Below are 22,947 nucleotides of genomic sequence, written 5' to 3'. Positions count from 1 at the left end.
GTAACGCGGGCAGGGCTCGGTGATGGCAACTCCGGACCCGACTGCAACGATGGCTCAGGGGATAGGTATGGGTATCCCCATCCACGTTTTTGTTCACACTTTTTTCGATTGTAGTCGCGTTGTTGCGACCATCCCTTCCAGCACTTCCCTTGAATGGCTCCCGGAGCATTTGCTGGCGCATTTGGAAGTGGGGGGGTGGCTTGGTTTTAGCGGTATCCGTCATCGCTTTTCCACCATCGCCTTTAAAATGGCTTCCCAGGCACCCTGGGCCTGGAGAATGCCTTCGGCCATCTCTCGAACCGCTCCCCGTCCACCTCCCAGGCTGGCGACCCAGTGGACCCGTGAGCACACCTGGGGCCGGGCATCTGCCGGGGCTGCGGCGAATCCCACCCGGGTGAGTACCGGGAGATCCACCAGATCGTCCCCCATATAGGCGCAATCGGCCGCGTCGATACCCTGTTGTTTCATTTCATGGCTGAGTCGGGCCCATTTGTTTTTGACGTCCTGGTGACAGAAGGAGAGATTTAATTCCCGGGCTCTCAGCTCCACCAGGCGGGAGTGGCGGGCGGTGATGAAACCGACGGAGATGCCCGCATCCAGCAGCAGGCGAATGCCCATGCCGTCGCCGACATAAAAGCGTTTCATCTGCACTCCGTCATCGTTGAGATAGAGACCGCCATCGGTCAAAACCCCATCCACATCCAGGGCTACCAGGCGGATTCGACGGGCGCGGTTGAGCAATGTCGCAGGCCAGGGGGAGCTCACAGGGGCCTCCTGATGGATTTCGGTGATTGGAAAAGTGTCACATCAACCCCGCTGCCAAAAGATCGTGGAGATGAATCAGCCCCACCAGTTTATCCTGATCCATGACGAAAAGGCTGGTGATGCGGGACTCCTCCATGGATTTGACCGCCTCCACCGCCAACGCTTCCGGGTTGATGGTTTTGGGGTCGGGGGTCATCAATTCACGGGCCTGTTTTGAGAGCAGAGCCTCGCCCCCTTCCAGCCCCCGGCGCAGATCGCCGTCGGTGATGATCCCCACCACCCGGTCGTGGCCGTTGGTCACGCCGGTCATGCCGAAGCGTTTGGCCGTCATCACCAGGATCGCCTGGTGCATGGTGGCGGCTTGATCCACCAAAGGAATTTTTTCCTTCTCATGCATGACATCAGCGACCCGGAGCAGGAGCCTTTTACCCAGACTGCCACCTGGATGGAGGAGGGCGAATTGATCAGAGCGAAACTCCCGACGCTCCAATAATGAAACCGCCAGGGCATCCCCCATGGCCAGGGCCGCCGTGGTGGAACAGGTGGGGGCCAGCCCCAACGGACAGGCCTCTTGGGCGACCGAAACATCCAACGCCACCTCGCTCATCCGCCCCAGGGTGGAGTGGATATGGCCCACCAGGCCGATCAGGGGAACCCCCAGACGTTTGATCACCGGCAAGAGAGCGTTGACCTCCCAGGTTTCGCCGCTGTTGGAGAGGGCTATGACCACATCCCGGTTGGTCACCATGCCGATATCCCCATGACTCCCTTCAGCGGGATGGAGAAAAAAGGCCGGGGTACCGGTGGAGGCGAGAGTGGCTGCGAGTTTGGCCCCGATGAGTCCCGACTTGCCCATGCCGGTGACGACCACACGACCTCGGCAGGCAAAAAGAATCTCTACCGCACGCAGGAATCGTTCATCCAGGCGCTCGGCCATGGCGAGTATCGATTGGGCTTCCAATCGCAGGGTGTTTTTGGCTTGTTCCAGCATACCGGTCAGTGGTCACTCAAAGGGGAGTCAAGACGAACCTCAAAAAAAAACAGGGAAACTTGAAGCAATTTACAACATAATAGTCTATTCCAGACAGGTTACCACCGCCAATCAGAGAAAATCTGCCAATCAGACAAAAAAGGTCTCTAGAAAAAATGAGCGTCGTCCGCCAATGCATGTTCCCCGATGTTGCCACCCTCTCGCCCAGTGTGACCCTCATGGAGGCAGCTCGCCGCATGGTCCAGCAGGCTCCCGGTTTTGCGGTTGTGCTCGACAATATGGCCCTGACCGGGCTGGTGACCGAGTTTGATCTGCTCAAATGGCTGGTCCGGGGCCGGGATCCCCACACCACCTTCATTCGGGATCTGCCCATTTCTTCCCCCCAGGTGGTCCATGAAGATACCCAGTGCCAGGAACTCCTGAAACTCTACAACCAGCGCCGTTTTCGCCGTTTTCCGGTGATGAACGAAGATGAACTGCTCTCCGGCGGGATCATGGAGAAGCAGATCCTCACAGCGCTGCCCCGCTCCAAACTGCTCTCCCACTATCGTGTGCAGGATATTCTCGGAAAAAAATCCGCCATCGTGACCTTGCCCTTCACCTGCATGGCGGCGGCCCGAGAGGTGGTCTCACGCCATTTGGGTTGTATTTTGCTGCAAAAAGAGGGCGAGACCGGGCTTGCGGGCATGGTGACCGAGGGGGATGTTTTGCGCCATTGGGTCTCGGGCAACTGGCAGCCCGAGGCGCGTGTTGAATCCATCATGCGCTCGGATCCCATCACCATCGAGCCGGATCGGGACCTGCTTTATGCGGTGGATTTTTTCAAAAAAACCGGACACAGACGGGTTCCGGTTCTTACCCCGGATGGGACGTTGATCGGTCTTTTGACTCAAACCGATATTTTGCGACAGATGAGCCATTCCGCCCACTCCCGGCGGGCAGTGATGAACCCGGAGGATATCGAACAACCAGCCATCTGGTTCGAGCCCGACGGGGAGCACCGGATTTTGGCTTTGAACGAAAAAGGGGCCAAAGCGTTGGGGCTGGATGCGGAGAGCTGGGTGGGGCGGAGTGTTTCGGCCTTTTCCACCGATCCACAGCTGTGGCATGCGGTGACGGTGCTGCTGCAAAATTGCGGCACCCTGGAGAAAATTTCTCTTCCCTTGCGTACCGGTGATGGCCACCCCCTCTGTGTCTCCAGCCGATTCAGGCTGGTCCATACCCCCACGGGGGAGGATCGGGTTTTTTGGACCATCGGAGGCCTGGAAAGTGGTCGCAAGGAGTGCAATTGACGGTGACAGGGAAGGCGTGAGAGCAGCTGGCAGCCATCCTGTCAGCGGGCTTTCCATTTTACCAAAAGGCCTGTCATTTTTGCCAAACAGACAGATAGCCAGGATGGCTGTTGGCATGGAACGTAAAGCAAAGCCGGGAATGCCGTCACAATGAGATCTCTGGCAAAGCCCCATCGGTGGGAGACCTCCGGTGGAGATGTTTAAGCCAAAACGATCTTGCCAGTCGGTCTTTTTTGGCTATCTACACGAATCCCAGGAGATTAACTTCCATGAATACCCTCGATGACACGACCATGACCCGAATTCTACAAGCGGCCAAAGTGATAGCCGTGGTGGGTCTCTCCCCCAAACCCGGTCGCGCCTCCTATCGGGTGGCCCACTATCTGCAACAGGCCGGCTACCGCATCATTCCCATTCGCCCGGGGGGAATGGAGATATTCGGGGAAAAAAGCTATCCCTCCCTGAAGGAAATTCCCGGAGATGTCGCAGTGGATATCGTCGATGTTTTCCGCCGTGCCGATCAGACCCCCCCTATCGCCCATGGAGCTGTGGCCATTGGTGCCGGACTGTTGTGGCTGCAATCAGGCATTGTCAATGAAGATGCCATGAAGGTCGCCCTGCGGGGGGGGCTGCGTAGCGTTCAGGATCTCTGCCTGATGGTGGAGCACCGACGGCTTTTGGGTGGCGGCTGAGACTCTCGGATGCACGGGTGAGTCGAGCCAATTGACACGGGCCGGGCAGGTTGGCTAAATCATCTGGTCAGGCCGGGCTGGGTTGAGCTTTGATAAAGGCGTGAGGGATGGGTATCCGGGAGATTCCAGGAGAGTGAGGCAATGGCACAAACCAGGCTGGATCGACAAAAAGTGATCGCCTTGATGGCAGGGCTGGAATTTTTCGAGCGTCTTTCCGGTTACGAAAAAAAGCGGCTCTCCGGCCACTCCACCAATTTTCATACCTACCGCAACGGCTCCCAGATCATCATGGAAGGCAGCCGGGACACCTCCTTTTTCATTCTTTTGATCGGTCACGTCACCATTCTCAAAAGGCGCGCTGAAATTGCCCGCTTGGGCCCCGGAGAATTTTTCGGGGAGATGGCTTTCCTGACCGACTCTCCCAGAAGTACCAGTGTGGTGGCTGATGGTGAGGTGGTGGTGTTGGAATTGGATCAGGATTTGATGAAGCGCCTGGGGACCGAAATTCGGGAAAAAATCAAGGACCACATCATTGAAATACTCATCCACCGTCTGAACCGAACCACCTCCCGGATGCGTAGTCGTATGTAAGAGGGGGGCATTGAAGCATTGATGGTAGGCGTTCGGAATAAAAAAGGACAGGATATTTAGTTGTCAGCAGGTTTTTATCCGATTTGGGGATGGTTAGAGAGGGTTTTGACGTTGCGCATTGAAATGCAAGGATATTTCCTTATTTCAAGATGGGCGTGAATCCAGTAGGATAGTAGAGAGCCCGAACTTTGACGATCAGGAGCCCCTTCGATGAGTGAAACGGCGACTTTTGAAAGTGTTTGGAAATTACTCCAGGAAACGATCCAGGAAAACCGCCTCAGGAGTGCGGAAACGGATCGGAAGTTTGCGGAGACGGATCGGAAGTTTCAGGAGACGGATCGAATGTTCCGTGAATCCCAGGAAAAGATGGAGCGGATGAACCTTGAATCCCGGAGGGAAACCGACCGGGTACTGGGAGATTTGGCCCGTCAGATCGGTGGGCTCACCAGCAAGTGGGGTCAATTTGTCGAAAATCTGGTGGCTCCGGGGTGTGAAACCCTGTTTGCCCAGTGGGGGATTCCGGTGCATCAGGTTGCCCAAAGGGTCAAGGGCAAGCGGGATGACGGCAGCAATATGGAGGTGGATATTCTGGTTGTCAATCGGGAAGCGGTGGTACTGGTGGAGGTTAAATCCACTCTGACGGTCGCTGATGTGCGGGACCATTTGCAACGGCTCGAAGCGTTCAAGGGCTTTTTCCCCCAATACCATGGCTATCGGGTGATGGGGGCGGTGGCGGGGATTGTTTCTGATGAAAAGGCCGAATCCTACGCCCGGGGTCAGGGGCTTTTTGTGATTGTTCAGTCCGGAGAAAGTGTTGCCCTGGCCAACGATGGGGATTTTACCCCTCGGAGCTGGTGAGGGTTTGGTTGCGCTGTCTTAAGAGCCTGTTGGTCGGGGAATTTTTGGGCTGAAACTGCTTTTTTGATCGATTTTTCTTGAGATAAAACAGGGGTTTCTTGGAGCAAAATCGGCAAGACTCCAAGCCGTTGGGTCGTCGACATCCCGGTTTGCGTGGTGGGGACCTCACGTCCCTGTGAGATCATGCATTTGCCCCCTGATGGGATGGGCCCAACAGGGGGGCTTTGTTTGCAGGGTGCGTTTTTTTCGAACCTTGGTTTCAGTTTTCGTTTTCCCAATCGCCTGCAGGTGTCATCGATTTCAGCTTGCGTAGAATGGCATCGTTGCGATCAGCCAGCTGTTGAGAGTGCTCTTCCAGTGCGGATACTTTTTTGAGCAGGGCATCGTTGCGATCCGAGAGCTGTTGGCCTTGATCGGAAACTTTGCGCAGGAGGGCTGCGTTGCGTTCGGCAAGTTGGTCCAGCTGCTTTTCCTGGTCGGCAAATTTGCGTAGGAGGGCCGCGTTGCGTTCGGACAGCTGGTCGGTCTCTCCTTCTCCTTCAGCCACCTTGTGCCGCAGGGCGTCGTTGCGGCCTGCGAGTTGCTCCAATTGTCCTTCCTGTTCGGCGACCTTGCCCAGGAGGGCTCTGTTGCGGTTGGAGAGTTGTTCCAGCTGTTCGTTGTTTTCCTGCTCCTGGGCAGCGATTTTACGCAGTAAGGCTGCCTGGCGGGCAGAGAGCTGATCGAGAAGCTCTTTGGTCTGATCTTCCAGACGTCCCAGAATCTTGCCGCTGGGTTCATCCCCCTTCTTGGATTTTTTTCCCATGATTTCCTCCTGGCCTCGGAAGGGATCGCTATTCCTCCCGATCGGTCTATTTTCGGGCGCTGCCCGGTTTCGCCCCCGCCAATAGTCTGGTTTGGACGACAATAATCACTTTTTCCTGCGACTACAGAGATGCCCGATAATAGTGCCCCCAGCCCTGCATATTGTCCAGCGCGATCTGGTCAAAACAGCCACTATTCAGGAAAAAAGTGTTGCGGGGGGTGAAAAAATTGAACAGGATGGCACGTTGCTCCCTGGAACCTGAAACAGGGTTTCTTTCAGCAGAGCAGCCAAAGGTCTGTTTTTCCGCCCCTTTAAAATATTCTGGTCAGTGAAATCTCTGGGGCTGATGGGAAACCATTGTTAGCCGTGTTGGCTGAATTCAGCCATAGTGTGTAACCTGTTGCGACGGGCTTCAGGCTGTTGTCATCAGGTCATGGCTGGGGGCTTTTTTTAATGTCTGTCGTCCATCCGTTGTCCTAAAAAGAGGCAGATCCCAGTTTTTTTTTCCAGGGAGCGTGGTTCTGAATCTTGGGGGATAGCGTTTAACCCTATCAAGGAAGTGCTGCCATGGGTTCGGTTTTGGCTCTTGTACACGTCAACGCCTTTTTGAATATCGCTGCTGCCACAGCCATTTTTATCGCCTACCGCCACATCCGTGCCGGGAATCGTGAAGCCCATCGACGTTTCATGATGATCGGCATGGGGGCTTCGGCACTTTTTTTGGTGTTCTACTTCTACTACCATTTTGAGGTCGGTTTTCAGCCTTTCCAGGGGGAGGGGTGGGTGAGGCCGGTCTATTTTACCATCCTGGCTACCCACGTTGTTTTAGCCGCAGTGATTCTGCTGTTGGTACCAGTGACGGCTTGGCTGGCCCTTTCGGAGCGATTTGAGATACACCGGCGGTTGGCCAAATGGACTTTTCCCATTTGGCTCTATGTTTCTGTTACCGGTGTGACCATCTATCTGATGTCCCATCTCATTTGGAGGTGATTCGGTCCCTGCTGAAGCAGGCCCTCTTTATTGTTAGGTCCAATGTAGCCAACCACCAGGGGCAGGAGAGCTTAAGGCATCCCTATGGATCCGAATTTAAATAAAAAGCCCAAAAAAGAGTTGGTGCGGGTCTTTTTGGTCGATGACCAAAAGATCACCGAGGTGTTGATCCGTCGGATGCTGGAGAGCCAACCCGGTTTTGAACTCTTCTATTGCCAAAATCCCGAAGAGGCTCTGGAGCAGGCCAGGGAGGTGGACCCGGCAGTGGTGTTGATGGATATGGTGATGCCGGGTATGGATGGCCTGGAGCTTTTGCGCCATTTTCGGGGGGTGGCCGGGATGCGCCGGGTGCCTATCATCATGCTCACGGTGCGGGATAATCCCACCCTGAAGGCCCAATGTTTTTCTCTGGGGGCCAACGACTATCTCATCAAGCTGCCCGATCAGGTGGAGATGATTGCCCGCCTGCGCCACCACACCAGCCTCTATCTGGCCCGGCAGCACCACCGCAGTCTGGAAACCCGTCTGAAGGCGAGCGAAGAGCGTTATCGCAATCTGTTTCAGCACTCCCAGGATGCCATTTTTCTTATTCATGGGGAGACCGACGAGATTATCGACGCCAACCAGGCGGCGGCTCGCCTGATGAAGCGCCCCCTGGAGGAACTCATCGGACGCCTCCAGGTTGATCTTTATCCCCCTGAAGAGGCGGAACAATATCGGGATCTGCTGCGCAATCAGCCCTATCAGGGGCGACAGTTTAATCGGGAATTCAAGATTGTGCGTCCCAACGGCGCCAAGGTGCCGGTGGATGTCTCCTCTACGGTTTTCAGTATCGGTGATGATCGTCTGGTGCAGGGTATTTTTCGGGATATTTCCGAACGCAAGCAGATCGAAACTTCTCTCTCCAAGGCCCTCCACCTTCTGGGGGAGAGTGAAATTCAGCTGCAATCCATCCTCGATAACGCCATGGTGCTGGTCTGCCTCAAGGATCTGGATGGCCGATATCTGTTGATCAACAAGCAGTTCGAAAAAAGGTTCAGTGTGAACCGGGAGCTCGCCGTCGGTCGTAAGGCTTCGGATCTTTTCGGCCAGGGGATCGCCGAAATTATCGAGGATCTTGACCGGGAGGTGGTCCGCAAAATGGATCACATCCAGACGGAACAGACTTTTGCCTTTGAGGAGGAAACCCTCACCTTTATTTCCAACAGCTTTCCCATGATTGATATTTCGGGAAACCTCTTCGGCATCTGCCGCATTTCCATGGACATCACTCCCCGCAAGCAGATGGAGGAGATGCTCCGCATCAGCCGGGATGGTTTGACCCAGGCCCAAAAGGTCGCCCAGGTGGGCAGCTATGAGTGGGATATCCCCAGCGACCGGCTGGTCTGGAGTGAGGAGAGCTTCCGGATTTTGGATGTAACCCCGGAGACCGCTCCCCAAAGCTGTGAGCATTTCTGCAATACCATACCCGAGGCCGAGCGTTCCCTGTTTAGCGAGGCCCTGGAGGCGGCGATGGCGCCAGATGGGGGTAAGTTGGACATTGTCCACCGCATGGATGGTGGTGGAGAGTCGGGGGAGCGGGTGATCTATCAGCTGGGGGAGGTGGTGCGGGATGAGGCCGGCAAGCCTCTGCGCATGGTGGGCACCATCCAGGACATTACCCGGCGTCACCGTCTGGAAGAGGAAAACCGTCGCAACAGCCTGCTTTTGATTCAGCAATCACGTCTGGCTGCCATGGGGGAGATGATCAGCTATATCGCCCATCAGTGGCGTCAGCCCATCAACGCCCTCTCCCTGATTCTAGCCAACCTCAACGATGCCTTTCAGTTTGGCGATCTCACCGCTGAACTCATGACCGAACAGGAGGCCAAAGGGCGCTCCATCATCGAAAAGATGTCTTCCACCATTGATGATTTTCGCCATTTTTTCCGTCCCAACAAGGAGCGGGTTCTCTTCGAGCCGGACCGGGTGGTGGCCCACACCCTCTCTCTGGTGGATATCGCCTTTTCCCAACACGGTATTCTGCTGCGTTATCTCCCCCCCACCGAAGCCATCCACGCTTACGGTTTTCCCAACGAATTTTCCCAGGTGATGCTGGTACTGCTCACCAACGCCCGGGATGTGCTCCAGGAAACCGCACGGGAAGATCCCGAGGTGGTGATCCGGCTGCTGGAGGATGAGCGGGGGGCGGTGGTGATCGTGCGGGACAATGGTGGCGGGGTGGATCCCGATTCGGTGGAGCGGATTTTTGAGCCCTATTTTACCACCAAGAGCGAAAAGCAGGGGACCGGGATCGGTCTTTACATGGCCAAGATGATCGTTGAGCGGCAGATGGGGGGGCAGATTGAGGTGGAAAATATCGATGACGGCGCTGAATTCCGGGTGATTCTACCCAGGGTACAGGGATCATCTGAAAGGTGAAGAGATCGTCTGAAAGGTGCAGGGATCGTCTGAAAAAATAGTCTGCCAAGCCTGACGGAGAGCGGGCCTGGTTTCTCCTCCTACATAAGGAAACGCCACGTGCCTCTGTTTTTCCCCCAATATCCCATCTGTCCCGGCCATTGGTTCCTCCACGCCCCCCACTACTGGAGCCACTATGGCCCCCCCACTTGGCCGATGATGCCGTTTTTTTGAGATCGGCTGGGAGTCTTTCCCTCGCTGTAGGTTGGGGCGAAAAAAACACCAAAGAATCATTGTTGTGGACTGATTTGCCTTGAGTTATTCCCTGCAATCATCAAACATGTGATCCATTCGGGTGGCTAAAACAGAGCTGCATGATCGCGTTTAAAAATATGAACGTGGGGGAGTCATATGGGTATTTTCGTTGCGGCGGCTTTTTTTTCTTTCCTGGCAGTTTTTTTGTGGGATAAATCCGGACTTCAGTTTGGATTTTGCCAAAACAATAAAATTGGCCGGTTTATCTGTCTGTTCCTTCTCCTGATTGTCCTCGTAGCGCTTGTTTCGTTCGTCGTTATTTCCGTCGCTTTCAGTGGCTATTTTAATCAGGAATGGCTTTCCATCGCCATGATCGCTGTTGGTGGCAAGGAAGCTATCCGTGTCTATTTGGGGATAGTCTTCGGCATTGCCGTATGGTTTGTCGTCACTGATGAATCATGGACTAGGATCGTGGATTGGGGATACCTAAAGCTTGCCACTCTTCCGGTAATAATCATTATTGCTGCCGTTGCACCCTATTTTGACGATTTGATCAGTCGAGTGGAATCAGTAGGTAATATGCATTTCAGTAGAGGTCAGCAAAATCCAGTCAGGCCAAATTATGAGTTGTCCTTGGAAGGTCGGAAAGAATTGTTGGATCAACAAATGCCTTATATGTTGGGGAGTATGGGTAAGGCGATCCAGAATGACATTTATTATTATAATATCAAAAGAAAACTGAATGGCGGCCAAGATGTGGGGGGTGTGATTAAAAGGCTGTGTGTTTCCTATCATTTTTTTAATAGATTTATTGCGCCGATTGTTTCTGAGGTAAAAAAGAGGCCCTATAAAGAAGGTGGGCTGGTAGAGCTTAAAGATAATATGCGGAGAATTAGTGTAGAGTTGCGACGTTACCTGTTTGATGAAAAGTGGCAAGAGAGGTTGGAAAGTGGTGAGCATGGGGGTGGGGAAGGTCATGGAGGTAAGGTTGGAGAAGGGGTGGAGTCTGTTTTTAAAGAAGACCAGGGCGCTCCAGCCAGTATAGAAAATCTGCTTAAGAAAATTGCCAGAATGGGTGCCTCTCCTCCTCTTTCCGGAGCTTCTTGCCCGATCGCTGAGACCAGCGCTATCATGAATTTGAAAGAATTGAGAAAACAGGCGGATAAGGACTCATATGTCCATCTGTTTTTGGCGATGTTAGAGTGGATTCTGGGCGAAGGGTATGAACAAAATCATGCCTTCAAGTTTTTGCTGGGATCTGATCCAACAATAAGAAATTTGAATCATGAGTTTCTGATTGCAAATATTATGGAGACAAGGACCTATCTTTACTCTTTTGAGGAAATCATTCCTTTTTATGATGGGATTATAAAAAAAGCAGAATCAGCTTTGGTGGAGCTTGAAAATTGTTCTAAAAGCAAACTTTGTAAGGATGATGATCAGCTGGCGTCTTTGAAAGAAAGATATGTTTACTCAAAGGTAATCGGGAGGAATGGGTTTGCATTTATGTCTGCCATGGACATGTCCAACCGCTACCTGGCCAAAAAATTTGCCAAGGAAAACATAAAAACAATCAATGAGATGGTTGGGAATCAACAGTTGCAGGGAAGTAGGCCAGCTGTTTTGGATACTATGGGGTTTGTTTTGTTTGGGTTCGGGTATGATTCAAAAAAGGATACCAAGCTGGCTAGATCCTATTTTTATGATGCATTGGATGTGTTGCATTTAAGAATTCGTTTGGAGAATAATGGTGAACTTGTTTTTAACAACGCCTACGATCGAATAGTGATGCGTGATATCAAGGATCACATTCGGGCTGCTGAAAAACGGTTGGCAGGATTTTAATGAAAACAGACTGGCAGGGGTCTGGTGGGGCTGACGCCAATTCCAGTCCAAAAAAAATGTGGAAGGGGGCATGGGCTGCTCAGCCCCCACCAGAGCGTGGTGGTGGCTGGCGCAGCAGTTTTCGCAAAAGGGGAGGTATTACAGCCCGTTCATCAGCATGGCCGTGGCCATTGCCAGAGACGGTAGGCTGGCAAGTACAAGCGCTGAAAGAGCGGCTAAGATTTTTTTGGTTTTCATGGCACATTCTCCTTCCTGTCTCTGTCAAGAATACAGACGAATTTTCTCTGTGTCAATCAAAAAATTTGTTCTGTCAAGGGTTGCCGACTTTAAGTATTGGTGGCTGAAACAGGGTGATTGGTTCCCATCTTTTTTGCAGTCGGTTGCCATGATTCGATTTTTTACAGCCGGTTGACCAGGTCAATCAAGGGTTCGGTGGTGTAGATCAAGGGGACGAGTTTGCCTTTGATGGGGCTGAAAACGCTCACCTGATGGACCAGACCGCTGAAAACAATGTGATGGTCTTTGATTTCACCCACATCCATCCAGACGCTGACATCCCGTGACAGGGGGTTATGGGCGACGATGAAGGGGGTTTCAGGGGCTACGCCCACCCCTTTGCGAAATCGCATCACGTCGGTTTTGGTGTAGCCTGCCGGATAGTTGGGGCGGCGCAGGCGATTCCAGATGATCTCCTTCACCAAGCCCGGATAGCGGTAGGTGTTGATGAGCAGCTCTTGGGTGACATGGGCCTTGGGCGGGGCGGCGTGGCAGGCGACGAACTGATCGGAGCAGACCACGCACGGCAGCTGCTCGTACATTTTATCCATCTCTTCCTTGTAAGCCGCTCCCCGTTTTTTGCGGATTTGCTGCTCCCACACCACCCCCTGGGGAATGTTGCACTTCCACACTTCCGAGGAAAAGCTGTCGTGATTGCCCCGCAGATAGAAAATCTGGTGGGGAAAGCGCACCTTCAGCTTGAAGATCAGATCCATCATCAGCATGGAGTCTTCCATCTCCTCCAGGCAGCCGTCGATCTCCGAGTGGACCGCATCCCCCAGTAGCACCACATACAGCTCACCCGATTCCAGCCGTTCCAGGAAATGGTTTTCGCTTAAGACTTTGAGCAGGTTGTCCACCTGACCGTGGAGATCGCCGATGATGAGGGGAGAGATGCCTTCCGGAGGGGTGACCATGCCCCCGGGGCAGCCCCGATCATCCAGGGGGCGGCTCGCTTCGGTCTCCAGGATGGTGTTGACCTGACGGATGAGGTCCAGGGCCTTTGCATTTGGTAAAAGCTCAATGGGGCCGCCAAAAATATCCCGGATCCGCGCCAGACGGCTCAAGCGTTTGGAGGCGGCCAGCTCTTCTTCCAGTTGATCTCCCAGGGGGGCGATGTAGGTGCCGGAATCGTTGGTCAGATCCTTGAAGACGAACGAATCTCCCCCGTGACAGACCGTCAGGTGGCGGTGGGAGACGGTGCGGGGAAAGTGAAAGAAGGCCTGTTGCTGTTTGTTTTTTCGCCCCAGCACCACGGATTCACCCGGCTCCAGCCGAATAAAGCCACTGGACTCTGAAAAATAGCGTTCCGGGTCAAAGATGAGAAAATTGTTTTCAGCCGGTACATTTTCAAGATCCAATGGATTTTCAGGGTAGAGCCACAAGGTCTTGCCCCGCTTTTCCCGCCCCAGATGGAGCCGGATGGGCAGATCGTTGTGGGGAATCTTGATCTCATCTCCCATGAGGTGGATTTCGCAAGGGAGATCGTCCAGCTCATAAGTCTTGGGACGAACAAAAACTGTCTTGAGTTTTTGAAAAAAACCAACATCTGCGGGGCTGAGGGTAGGGGACATGGCAACCTTGGGATAATTGAAAAAAATGAACTGTTGGGGGATAGCCTCCCATGCCGGGTGAATACTGATTTTCAGCAGGCGATTATAAATGGTACATGTAACAGGAATATCTCATGAGACCGAAATTTCCAAACATTTTGTAACCAGTACCGAAAAAAAAATGGGTTTTGGGGTGGAATGTCCACTGTTTCTGTCCGATAATGAGTATGTATTTGATTGATCGTGGTTATTCATTGCTGACATGTTGCGTTGAAAACCGATTTTTATCGACTGCCCGCTCTCCGACATGTTGATGGTGGAATGGGGGTGGCGTTGGGGAACGTCACTATTTGTAGAATATGTTGTTTGATTGTTGAAAGGGTTTTGAAGGATCGGTTTTTCAGAGCGTCGGTTGGACTCCGATGATTCCTCTTTCCAGGGTGCCGGTTGGCCCCCAATGATTCCTTGGAGGGTGTGGATCCAGCTGAAAAAAAAGTCCGGTAGGCGGGCAAGCTGTGGCGGGCCTGTTTTGTCGGCAGCACGTTCTCTTTTTAAAGCCCCATATCCACCATCCTGATTTTGGGCAAAACGTGATAAACTGGTTGGGATGCGTAAGCTACGCGGGATCTGTTTTCAACGGCGTGGCCTGTTTGGGAAAGGGGGCTCGATCCCTGTCGGTTTTGAGCACTCTTTCCTGTTGACTTCCCAGCCAGTGCGGGGACTCTTCAGCCCCCCCGGCTTTTGCCATGAGGGATCCGGTGGACTATTCCCGATTGACCCCCCATCTATCCAACCCTGAACGTCGCCAGGAGCTGCTCAAAATCGAGCGCGACCTGGTGGAGCACCCCTTTCCCCCCCAGTTGGTGGTGGAAAACACCTCTTACTGCAATCTGAAATGCAGCCACTGCGCCCATGTGGAGATGACCCGGGAATTGAAACACATGGCGCAGGATCTCTGGGAAAAAATCGTCACGGAAGTGGCCCAAGAGATGCCCCAATGCGAGGTGTGGCCCACCTTTTACGGGGAGGCTTTTCTGCTCAAGGACAAGCTCTGGCAGCGGCTGGATTTTGCCCATCAGGTCGGGTGTGAAAATTTGGTGTTGAACTCCAACGGCACCCTGCTGGATCGCTGGGACAATATCGAAAAAATTCTCGACTCTCCCCTCAAGCGATTTATCCTGAGCCTGGATGGCCTGAGCAAGGAGACCTTTGAAAAAATCCGCAAACCGGCCAAATGGGCAAAGGTTTACCCCGCAGTGGAAAAACTTTGCCGCCGGCGCTTGGAGCGGGGGCAGGATTATCCATCGATTACCGCACAGTTTTCCATCATGAAGGAAAATGTCCACGAGGTGGAAGACTATCGCCGCTATTGGCAGGAGCGGGGGGCGGAGGTGAAGGTGCGGCCCATGCTGGAGTGGGGAGCTCAGGGATCGATCCGCAGTGACACCATCATCCATGGAGACGATTTTCGCATTGCCTGCCCCTGGGCCAATAACACCATGGCCATCCATCAAGACGGCACGGTGGTTGCTTGTGCTGTGGACTATGACGGACGCTTTGTGGTGGGCAACATTCGGGAGATGACCGTCAAAGAGGCTTGGGGGATTCTTGGCGAAAAGCTGCGGGTGCTCCACCGGGAACACCGCTGGCAGGAGCTGCCCGAGCTGTGCCAGGGGTGTGGGGATTGGCAGGTGGCCGGGGCGCATTATGAAGAGGAAACCCTGGCTGGCACCCGCCCTTTTTGGTTTGACCCACAACAGGAAAACAACCCATGAGCCCCCCATCAGAGGCCCCCTCCAGCCTATCCCCTCTTGAGTTGACCCGGGAGGAGGGGATGATCGACCTGTCAGAGGCCTCTCCACACCAGCCCCCCCAGCCTGACCAGCCCCCTCAGCACACCCAGTCCGATTACGGCCTGCGCCCCGAAGCCCAGGCGTTTCCCATGATGCTGGTGCTCTCTCTGGTCTACCCCTGCAACGCCAAATGTCCCCACTGTCCCTATACCAACTCCAACATTCGCCAAAGCTATCGGGATGCCCCTTACATGGGGGAGGCGCTGTTTAAAAAAATCGCCGACGAAGCGGGGCCCCACGGGGCTTATCTGCGGATTTCCGGTGGCGGGGAGCCCATGCTCCACGAGCAGGCGACGCAACTGTTTCTCTACGCCAAGGCGCAAGGCTGCAAAATCGGCCTCATCACCAACGGTTCCCTCTTTGATGAAGAGAACTCCCGGGCGCTGCTGGCAGCCGGGGTGGATATGATCGAATTTTCGGTGGATGCGGCGGATGCTTCGGTTTACGAAGAGGTGCGCAAGGGGCTCGATTGGGACACGTTGGTGACCAACGTCAAGCGATTTCTGGCCATTCGCAAGGAGATCCGGGGTGTTTCCCGGATTGTTGCTTCCGGGGTGCATCAAAAGGGGGTGGTGCTGGACGCGGCGGAAAAATTTTGGATGGAAGAGATCGGTATCGATGCTTTCATCAAGCGGAAATTTCTCACCTGGGGGGAAAACACCACCCTGGATGGTGATCGCTCTGCCGACGATACCCCCTACATCGATACCGACACCGTCCCGTGCCCCTTTTTGTTCGAGCGCCTCAACATCGATACCCGGGGCAACGTCATGGTGTGCGGTTTTGACATCGCCGCCAAAACCTCCATGGGCAACGTCAACGACGATACCATCGCCGGGATCTGGCATGGGGCGGGGTTTGAACACTATCGGACGCTTCATCTGGAAAATCGGGGCAAGGAGCTTGAACTCTGTGCGAGCTGCCCCGACTGGCGCTATCGCAGCTGGAAACACAACTATTGGAAGGTGATTGGCAAGGCGGAAGAGAGCCGCCAAAAAAAGCTGGGGGTATCGGGAGAGGGTGACGCTTCCTCACCGGGGGCGGTTTTCTCTCCGTCGCACACCTCCTCTCCAACCCACTCCGACGGCTCCTGATCGGCAGCTCATGTGCGGTATTTGCGGATTTACCGGGCCGGGGGAGGGGGGCACCCTGGAAGGGATGACCTCTACCCTGCATCATCGGGGGCCGGATGAGGCGGGGATGTGGCTGGGGGAGGGGATTGCCCTGGGCATGCGGCGGTTGGCGATTATCGATCTGGCTTCCGGTCAGCAGCCGGTCTTCAACGAGGATCGCTCCATCGTGGCGGTCTTCAACGGCGAGATCTACAACCATCCCGAACTCCGCACCACCCTGGAAGCCCGGGGCCACCGCTTTCGTTCCCACCATGCCGATTCGGAAACCATCGTTCACCTCTATGAAGAGCATGGGCTGGAATTCATCCACCATCTCAACGGCATGTTTGCCATCGCCCTGTGGGATCAATCCCGCAAGCGTCTGATTTTAATCCGGGATCATGCCGGGATCAAACCCCTCTATTTTGCCCGGGTGGATGGGGAGCTTCTCTTTGGTTCCGAACCGAAGGCGATTTTGGCCCATCCCAAATTTCAGCGTGAGCCGGATCTGACAGCCCTGCACCACTATTTCAGCTTCAAGAATATTCCCGCCCCCTGGTCCGCCTTCAAGGGGATGGGGCAGCTGGCTCCGGGGGAGTGTTTGATTTTTGCAGGGGGGGAGATCACCCGGGAGCGTTGGTGGAGGGGGGCTTTTGCGGAGGACGACCAGATCGATGAGGAGCGTGCCGGGGCCACCATCCGGGATATTTTGACCGATAGCGTCCGCTTGCAGATGCGCTCGGATGTGCCCTTTGCGGCCTACCTTTCCGGTGGTTTGGATAGCTCCAGTGTGGTGGCCCTCATGAGCCGCTTGCACGATAGACCGATCGAGACTTTTACCCTCACCTACAGCGATGAGCTGCCCCACAAGAATGCCGACCGCCGCTTTGCCCGGCAAGTGTCTGAAATGTATGGTACCCACCACCACGAGCACACCATCACCAGCCAGGATTTGACCGATGCCATTCCAGCGGTGATCGATGCTTTTGATGAACCCTTTTCCGGGGTGATCTCCACCTATTTTGTCACCGAATCCATCGCCCGCCATGTCAAGGTGGCCCTCTCCGGGGATGGCGCGGATGAACTCTTCGGCAGCTATCTTCCCCACCGTCTGGCCCAGCCGCTGGATTATCTGCAACGTCACCGGCAGCGGATGGGGGATTTTGACGAGGAAGATCTGGCGCGGTTGGCTCCCTTTGAAGATCAAACCGAGTGGCTGGCAGCAATTCTTGATCGGGGTGGGGAGGCTTCGGGGCGCATGGGGCAATATATCGCCGATGAAGCGATGAAGCAGGATCTCTATACCCCCCGGATGCGGGCTGCTGTGGCGGGGGTCTCCACCGAAGCCCTGGTGGCGCGATACCTCCATGAGAGCCACACCACCGATCCTCTGAATCGTAAGCTCTATCTCGATTCGAAGACCATCCTTTCGGATCAGGTGCTTCCCTTTGTGGACCGGCTCTCCATGGCCCACTCCGTGGAGGTGCGTCCCCCCTTTCTGGATCCCCGCATGATCGCTTATGCCTGGCAGTTGCCGGGGGGGATGAAAATCAAACGGGGCAGGGTCAAGCATATCCTCAAGGAAGCGGTGAAGGATCTCCTGCCAGCTGATCTGGTGGATCGGCCCAAGGAGGGGTTTATCATGCCCATCAACGAATGGATTTTACAAAAGCTGGAAGGGTTTGTGCGGGAGACCCTGTCGGCGGGCGCTCTGGAGAGGCACGGCTTGTTGCTGCCCGAGCGGGTGGGGATCTTGATTGACGATCACTATGCCGGGCGGGGTAATCATGGAAACCGGATCTGGAATTTGATGGTGTTTCAGCTCTGGTGGAACCGTTTTTTTGAAAATCACAGTGGCTTTCATGGCTTGGGGCGGGGAGGCGTTTCATGAGTGATTCAAGCCGGGAGGGCTTTCCAGCTCCTGACGGGGATCTTTCCGACTTGGCCTCCCCCGTACATCTGACCGGCCAGCGGGTCTGCCTGCGTCCGGTTCAAATCACCGACCTGGATCGCTCCCTGCCCTGGCGCAACGATCCGGAAATTCGGGACAACGTCCTGGGCTATCCCGGGGCGGTTTCCAGAGAGCAGGAGGAGCGGTGGTATCAGCGGATTTTGGAAGAGCGGGAGTCCAACCGGTTGGTGTTGGGGGTGGAGGATCTCAGCGATGGGGTGCTGGTTGGTTTTATCCAGCTCAGTGATATCGACCGCCACGACCGCACCGCCCAGCTGGGGCTGACCATCGGCGAGAAGAGCCGCCAGGGCCGGGGGCTGGGAAGAGAGGCGCTGGGGCTGATGGTGGATTATGCCTTTGATCTCTTGGAGCTGAATCGAATCTGGATCCGGGTGGTGGCTTATAACGAGCGGGCTCTGACGCTCTATCGGAAGATGGGTTTTCAGGATGAGGGGATTTTGCGCCAGCATGCCTTTCGTTGGGGGAGCCATCACAATGTACATCTTTTGGGTTTGATGGCGGCGGAGTGGCGGGAGGGGGGGCTGTCATGACCACGCTGGCGGTCCTGCAACCGGGCTATCTCCCCTGGCTCGGATTTTTTGATCAGATGCAGCGGGCGGACCATTTTGTTTTTTACGACGATGTGCAGTTTGACAAAAACGGCTGGCGCAACCGCAACCGGGTGAAGTCAGCTTCAGGTCCGGTATGGCTGACGGTGCCGGTGCGTCACAAGGGTCTCGCCAAACCGCGAATCATGGATATCGACATCGACAACAGCCGCCCCTGGGGGAAAAAGCAGCTCAACACCCTCTCCCAACTCTACGCCCGGGCGCCCTTTCGGGATCTTTATCTGCCCGGCTTGGGGGAGGTGTTGCGACACCCTTGGCAGAGGCTGGTGGATTTGGATTTGGCGTTGATCGAAAGGATGTGTGGCTGGCTGGGGCTTGAACGGCCTCTTCATCGGTCGAGCGAGCTGGGTGTTGGGGGTGGTCAAAGTGGCCGGTTGGTGGCGCTTTGCCAGCACTTTGGGGCCGATACCTATCTCACCGGGGACAGCGCCCGGGATTATCTGGATGGGGATCTTTTTGCGGAGGCCGGGATTGGGGTGGAGTGGCAAAATTATCAGCACCCCACCTATCCCCAGCTCCATGGGGGGTTTGTTCCCTATCTTTCGACTCTGGATCTGCTTTTTAACGTGGGGCCGGAGAGTTTGGCGCTGTTGGCTGGGAAGGGGGCTTCCTTGGGGGGCGGGGAGGGGAATCATGACTGATGGGGGAAAGGAGATGGTTGGGGGGCACGATTCCAATTCCGAGCCGAAAAAGAAGCCGGGCAAGCGTTGGCTTTTTTGGGTCAAGCTCCTCTCTGCGGTGCTGTTGCTGCTCTTTTTGCTTCATCAAAATCGCTTGGATTTGGCGGTGATGGGGGAGCTGGTTTTGGAGCCGTGGTTGGTTTTTGGGGTGGTGGGGATGACCATGACGGTCTTTTTGCTGGCGGGTTTTCGCTGGCACCTGCTTTTGGTTTCCCAGGAGATTCCCCTTTCCCGGATGAAGGCGATCCAGGTCACTTTTATCGGGATGTTTTTCGGTCTTTTTTTGCCGGGCGGCTTGTTGGGGGGGGATGCTTTGCGGGTGGCTTATGCCATTCAGGCCACCAAGCACAATCGGGGGGGGGCGGCGCTTTCGGTCCTGGTGGATCGGGCGATTGGGTTTTATGCGCTGTTGTTGCTGGGGTTGGTGGCGGCTTTTCTCAATCCCGAGGCGATTATGGGCAATCCACCGTTGCGGATTTTGGCGATGATCAATTTGCTTTTGCTGGTGGTGGGGCCAGTGGTGGGGTTGTTGACGCTTTGGTTGGTGTGGAAGAGTGATCGCTTGCGGAGTTTTGTCTGGGCCAATCCTGATGGTTTGCTTCAGCGGATATTGAGTCGGGCGGCGGATGCGGTGAAGCTCTATCGTCGGGCGATTCCGTTGCTTTTTGGGGCGTTGGGGCTTTCGGTATTGTCCCAGGCTTTGGGGATTGCCAGTGTGGTGTTGATTGGGCTTTCTACCGAGGGGGGGGTGCTGGCTTTTCTGGATTATGCCTTTGTTACCGCCTGGACTTTGATTGCCAACACCATTCCGCTGACTCCGGGGGGGATTGGGGTGGGGGAGGCGGCTTTTGATCAGCTCTGTCGTTGGATTGAGCCCATGCCTTCGATGATCGCCTATGGTTCGCTCTTTTTTGTTTATCGCATTTTGACGTTGGGGGCGGCGTTGCCGGGTTTTTTTGCTTATCTCATTTATCGCAACGAGGTGGATGCTCATTTGGAAACCGGGAAGATGTCTGAAGGGGGGAGGGGGGCTTCATGAGCGATCTGGCCAGGCCGACATTTGAGCGTGCCAAGTTCAACCGTTCCGTTTCGCTTCTCTCTTGGGGATTGAACGAAGAGGCGTTGGTGGATGGTTTTCTCACTCGGGCCATTGCGCTTTTGGAGGAGACGGTGGAGGAGTTTGAGATCGTCTTTGTCAATGACGGCTCTACGGACCGTACCGGGGAAATTTTGGATGCTTGGGCCAAGCGGGAGCCGAGGCTCAAGGTGATTCACAACGAAAAAAACTTAAACGTCGGGCTTTCCTGTCGCAGGGCGGTGCAGGCGGCGGGCAAGGAGTATCTTTTTTGGCAGACGGTGGATTGGTCTTATGACATTACCAACCTGCGCACTTTTTTGGAGTTGTTGAACCATTATGACGTGGTGCAGGGGGTGCGGGTGGTGCCGGAGCGGATTTTGAGTCACATTCCGTTGATTCGTTCGATCTATCGCATTCGGGGTCGTTCGGATAATTTGTGGAAGGCGATGATTTCGTTGGGCAATTATTATACCCAGCGGATGTTGTTTGGGGCCAACTTTCACGACTTTCAAAACATCACCTTTTATCGTTCCCGGGCGGTGCAGGGGTTGCCGATGTCGGGGACGACGCCTTTTGTCAATCCGGAGATGTTGATTCGTTCCTATTATGGTGGGAGTCGTTTTATTGAGGTGCCGATCAATTTTATTCCCAGGAGTGAGGGGGAGGCGAAGGGGACGCGGATTGGGACGGTGATTCGCACGGTGGTGGATATTGCGGGTAATTGGTTGCAGTGGGGGTGGCGGTTGAGCAGGACGCCGGTAGGGGAGAGGGGATCGATAGAGCGGGTTTCGAGTCCTTTTTTTCTTTCGGATGAGGTGTTGAGGTTGGTGATTCCTCTGTTCAAGGATTTCAGGTGATCAAATGGTTTTGACTTTATACGATTAAAAAAAAGAGGGGGGGATGCCGGGCACAGAGATGACGGTGGCCCTCGATAGATGGCGGGGGCCACCGTCATGGTGGGGTTGCAGGTGGTTTTCGGGATCAGTTGACGGCCTTGAAGTGGACCGTATAACGGAAGGTTTTAGGATCGAAATAGTCCAGTGCCTTGCCGTTCACTTCGGCGTAGGGGTACATGAGATAGTTGATCGGACCGGCATTCTGCGGGGGGGTCAGGGTTAGACCGCGGCCACCATGGCGCAGGGTGATGCGCACGTCGTCCACGGCTCCAAAATAGTATTCCCGTTCAGCCTTGACCTGTTCCAGGGTCAGTTTGTTCACCAGCATAATTTTACGGACGTCTGATGGGTCCACTGGCACCCAGCCGGTGCCGGGCAGGTAGAACTCTGCCCAGCAGTGATAGCCGCCGGTGATGTCTTGCTCCGGCTTTTTGCCCAGGCGCAGACCAAACACCTCACGGGATGGCACGCCGATGGCCCGAGCCAGGGCGACATAGACCGAACTCAGGTCGGCGCACTTGCCGCTACGTTGGCTCATGGTTGCCTCGACGATCCCCAGGCCGCATCCGCGTACGTTGGGATCACGGGTGGTGTTTTCGACCACCCAGTCGTAGACGGCGCGGGCCTTCTCCAAAATTCCCTTGCGGCCGGAGGCGATTTCCCCGGCGGTTTTTCCCACCGCACCATCCGTGGGCAGCCAGTGGTTTGGCTGAAGATATTTTTCAATCTCGGCCGGCACAGGCAGTCCCTTGTCCACCAGTTTTTCCACGCGGCGCTCCCGGGTATCAGCCAGGAATTGCAATACCAGGCGTTGTCCGGGGGTGTGGTCACGCCATTCGGCGTAGAGGTGCGTGGCACCGTTGTCCGGATCGCCATATACGGCGGATGTCGTCGCATTGTCTTGAATGTCGATGTCGTGGATTTTCTGGAAGGGGCCGGAGATGGGGTAGGGGAGCCAAACCTGGCTGGTTGCCATCTGGCCGCTGGTCGTCGGCTCGATGGTCATGGTTACGATCCCTTTGGCTGCCCAGGCGGAGGGAACTCCTGTCGCCAGGAAGGCCAGGAGCGAGAGAATGCCGAATACTCTTTTCATCTGCTGTCACCTTGTTTGAGGTTGGGTGTCGGTATGGACAGGCGGCCTGCCCCGGTCCGGATCCTGGATCGTTGCACGGTGGTTGTCAACCCGGATGATGGTTGGGGGGGATTCTTCCTCTTCAAGGTTTTAAATTTGATTTTGTCTTTATTTTTCAATCTGCCAGCGTATGGTTCGAAACAAAACAGGTATCAGCAGACCAACGGCCCGACAGTTTTCTTGACGGTATCTGCCACATAAGCCACGTGCTCTTCATTCATCCCCACCCAGAGGGGCAGGGAGAGGGTTTGATCGCCGATCTTTTCGGCAATGGGAAAGGCTCCCCGCTGGAATCCAAACTGC

Annotated in this window: 20 protein-coding genes; 14 read left to right on the top strand and 6 right to left on the bottom strand. The window is 54.9% G+C overall.

The genetic code is table 11. The features are described 5' to 3' along the window. Nucleotides 1–219: 219 nt before the first annotated feature. Together HQL52_13950 and HQL52_13945 are read right to left on the bottom strand one after the other, a co-directional pair. Nucleotides 220–765, bottom strand: a complete 546-nt coding sequence (locus tag HQL52_13950) for an HAD hydrolase family protein (GenBank protein ID MBF0370551.1) — start codon at nucleotides 763–765, stop codon at nucleotides 220–222. A gap of 37 nt (nucleotides 766–802) precedes the next feature. After that, on the bottom strand, nucleotides 803–1,756 hold the full coding sequence (locus HQL52_13945; protein ID MBF0370550.1) for a KpsF/GutQ family sugar-phosphate isomerase: 954 nt from the start codon (nucleotides 1,754–1,756) through the stop codon (nucleotides 803–805). Nucleotides 1,757–1,911: 155 nt separating this feature from the next. Here HQL52_13945 and HQL52_13940 point away from each other — a divergent pair, with 155 nt between their 5' ends. From HQL52_13940 to HQL52_13925, 4 genes are all read left to right on the top strand, one after another. After that, a complete protein-coding gene (locus tag HQL52_13940) occupies nucleotides 1,912–3,048 on the top strand; it encodes a CBS domain-containing protein (GenBank protein MBF0370549.1) in 1,137 nt (378 codons plus the stop codon). A gap of 269 nt (nucleotides 3,049–3,317) precedes the next feature. Then, a complete protein-coding gene (locus HQL52_13935; protein MBF0370548.1) occupies nucleotides 3,318–3,740 on the top strand; it encodes a CoA-binding protein in 423 nt (140 codons plus the stop codon). A 141-nt stretch (nucleotides 3,741–3,881) separates the two neighbouring features. After that, nucleotides 3,882–4,331, top strand: coding sequence for a cyclic nucleotide-binding domain-containing protein (locus HQL52_13930; GenBank protein ID MBF0370547.1), 450 nt, complete (start codon nucleotides 3,882–3,884; stop codon nucleotides 4,329–4,331). 210 nt (nucleotides 4,332–4,541) lie between these two features. Further along, the gene (locus HQL52_13925) at nucleotides 4,542–5,189 is read left to right on the top strand and encodes a DUF3782 domain-containing protein (GenBank protein ID MBF0370546.1); all 648 of its coding nucleotides are present in this window, start codon (nucleotides 4,542–4,544) and stop codon (nucleotides 5,187–5,189) included. A 259-nt stretch (nucleotides 5,190–5,448) separates the two neighbouring features. On the opposite strand, the gene HQL52_13920 is transcribed toward HQL52_13925, so the two are convergent. Beyond that, nucleotides 5,449–5,994: a hypothetical protein gene (locus HQL52_13920; protein MBF0370545.1), complete on the bottom strand. Its 546-nt coding sequence runs from the start codon at nucleotides 5,992–5,994 to the stop codon at nucleotides 5,449–5,451. Nucleotides 5,995–6,561: 567 nt separating this feature from the next. Between HQL52_13920 and HQL52_13915 the strand changes: the two genes are divergently transcribed. From HQL52_13915 to HQL52_13905, 3 genes are all read left to right on the top strand, one after another. Beyond that, nucleotides 6,562–6,984, top strand: coding sequence for a DUF420 domain-containing protein (locus HQL52_13915; GenBank protein MBF0370544.1), 423 nt, complete (start codon nucleotides 6,562–6,564; stop codon nucleotides 6,982–6,984). A gap of 84 nt (nucleotides 6,985–7,068) precedes the next feature. Continuing rightward, entirely contained in the window at nucleotides 7,069–9,405 is a 2,337-nt protein-coding gene (locus tag HQL52_13910) for a PAS domain S-box protein (GenBank protein MBF0370543.1), read from the top strand. 390 nt (nucleotides 9,406–9,795) lie between these two features. Beyond that, on the top strand, nucleotides 9,796–11,484 hold the full coding sequence (locus tag HQL52_13905; protein MBF0370542.1) for a hypothetical protein: 1,689 nt from the start codon (nucleotides 9,796–9,798) through the stop codon (nucleotides 11,482–11,484). 398 nt (nucleotides 11,485–11,882) lie between these two features. Here HQL52_13905 and HQL52_13900 read toward each other — a convergent pair whose 3' ends face one another. Continuing rightward, entirely contained in the window at nucleotides 11,883–13,334 is a 1,452-nt protein-coding gene (locus HQL52_13900) for a metallophosphoesterase (protein ID MBF0370541.1), read from the bottom strand. Nucleotides 13,335–14,059: 725 nt separating this feature from the next. Here HQL52_13900 and HQL52_13895 point away from each other — a divergent pair. From HQL52_13895 to HQL52_13865, 7 genes are read left to right on the top strand one after another with little or no spacing between them, the layout of a single operon-like run. After that, a complete protein-coding gene (locus tag HQL52_13895) occupies nucleotides 14,060–15,088 on the top strand; it encodes a radical SAM protein (protein MBF0370540.1) in 1,029 nt (342 codons plus the stop codon). Between the two features lie 59 nt (nucleotides 15,089–15,147). After that, complete coding sequence (locus HQL52_13890; protein ID MBF0370539.1) at nucleotides 15,148–16,260, top strand: radical SAM protein; 1,113 nt, start codon at nucleotides 15,148–15,150, stop codon at nucleotides 16,258–16,260. Continuing rightward, on the top strand, nucleotides 16,187–18,169 hold the full coding sequence (gene asnB, locus HQL52_13885; GenBank protein MBF0370538.1) for an asparagine synthase (glutamine-hydrolyzing): 1,983 nt from the start codon (nucleotides 16,187–16,189) through the stop codon (nucleotides 18,167–18,169). The genes HQL52_13890 and asnB overlap by 74 nt, the downstream gene beginning before the upstream one ends. Further along, nucleotides 18,166–18,780 (top strand): GNAT family N-acetyltransferase, encoded by a 615-nt coding sequence (locus tag HQL52_13880; GenBank protein MBF0370537.1) that lies wholly within the window; start codon nucleotides 18,166–18,168, stop codon nucleotides 18,778–18,780. Before asnB ends, HQL52_13880 begins: the two co-directional genes overlap by 4 nt. Beyond that, nucleotides 18,777–19,499 (top strand): WbqC family protein, encoded by a 723-nt coding sequence (locus tag HQL52_13875; GenBank protein ID MBF0370536.1) that lies wholly within the window; start codon nucleotides 18,777–18,779, stop codon nucleotides 19,497–19,499. The genes HQL52_13880 and HQL52_13875 overlap by 4 nt, the downstream gene beginning before the upstream one ends. After that, a complete protein-coding gene (locus HQL52_13870; GenBank protein ID MBF0370535.1) occupies nucleotides 19,492–20,577 on the top strand; it encodes a flippase-like domain-containing protein in 1,086 nt (361 codons plus the stop codon). The genes HQL52_13875 and HQL52_13870 overlap by 8 nt, the downstream gene beginning before the upstream one ends. After that, nucleotides 20,574–21,473 (top strand): glycosyltransferase family 2 protein, encoded by a 900-nt coding sequence (locus tag HQL52_13865; GenBank protein ID MBF0370534.1) that lies wholly within the window; start codon nucleotides 20,574–20,576, stop codon nucleotides 21,471–21,473. The genes HQL52_13870 and HQL52_13865 overlap by 4 nt, the downstream gene beginning before the upstream one ends. 124 nt (nucleotides 21,474–21,597) lie before the next feature. On the opposite strand, the gene HQL52_13860 is transcribed toward HQL52_13865, so the two are convergent. Beyond that, the gene (locus HQL52_13860; GenBank protein MBF0370533.1) at nucleotides 21,598–22,605 is read right to left on the bottom strand and encodes a transglutaminase domain-containing protein; all 1,008 of its coding nucleotides are present in this window, start codon (nucleotides 22,603–22,605) and stop codon (nucleotides 21,598–21,600) included. 191 nt (nucleotides 22,606–22,796) lie between these two features. Next, a partial coding sequence (locus HQL52_13855; protein MBF0370532.1) for a DegT/DnrJ/EryC1/StrS family aminotransferase occupies nucleotides 22,797–22,947 on the bottom strand: 151 nt, incomplete at its 5' end.

It is taken from the genome of Magnetococcales bacterium, from assembly GCA_015232395.1.
GTDB lineage: Bacteria > Pseudomonadota > Magnetococcia > Magnetococcales > JADFZT01 > JADFZT01.
Note: the sequence above shows the minus strand (reverse complement) of the source record. Positions and strands in the feature narration are given on the sequence as shown.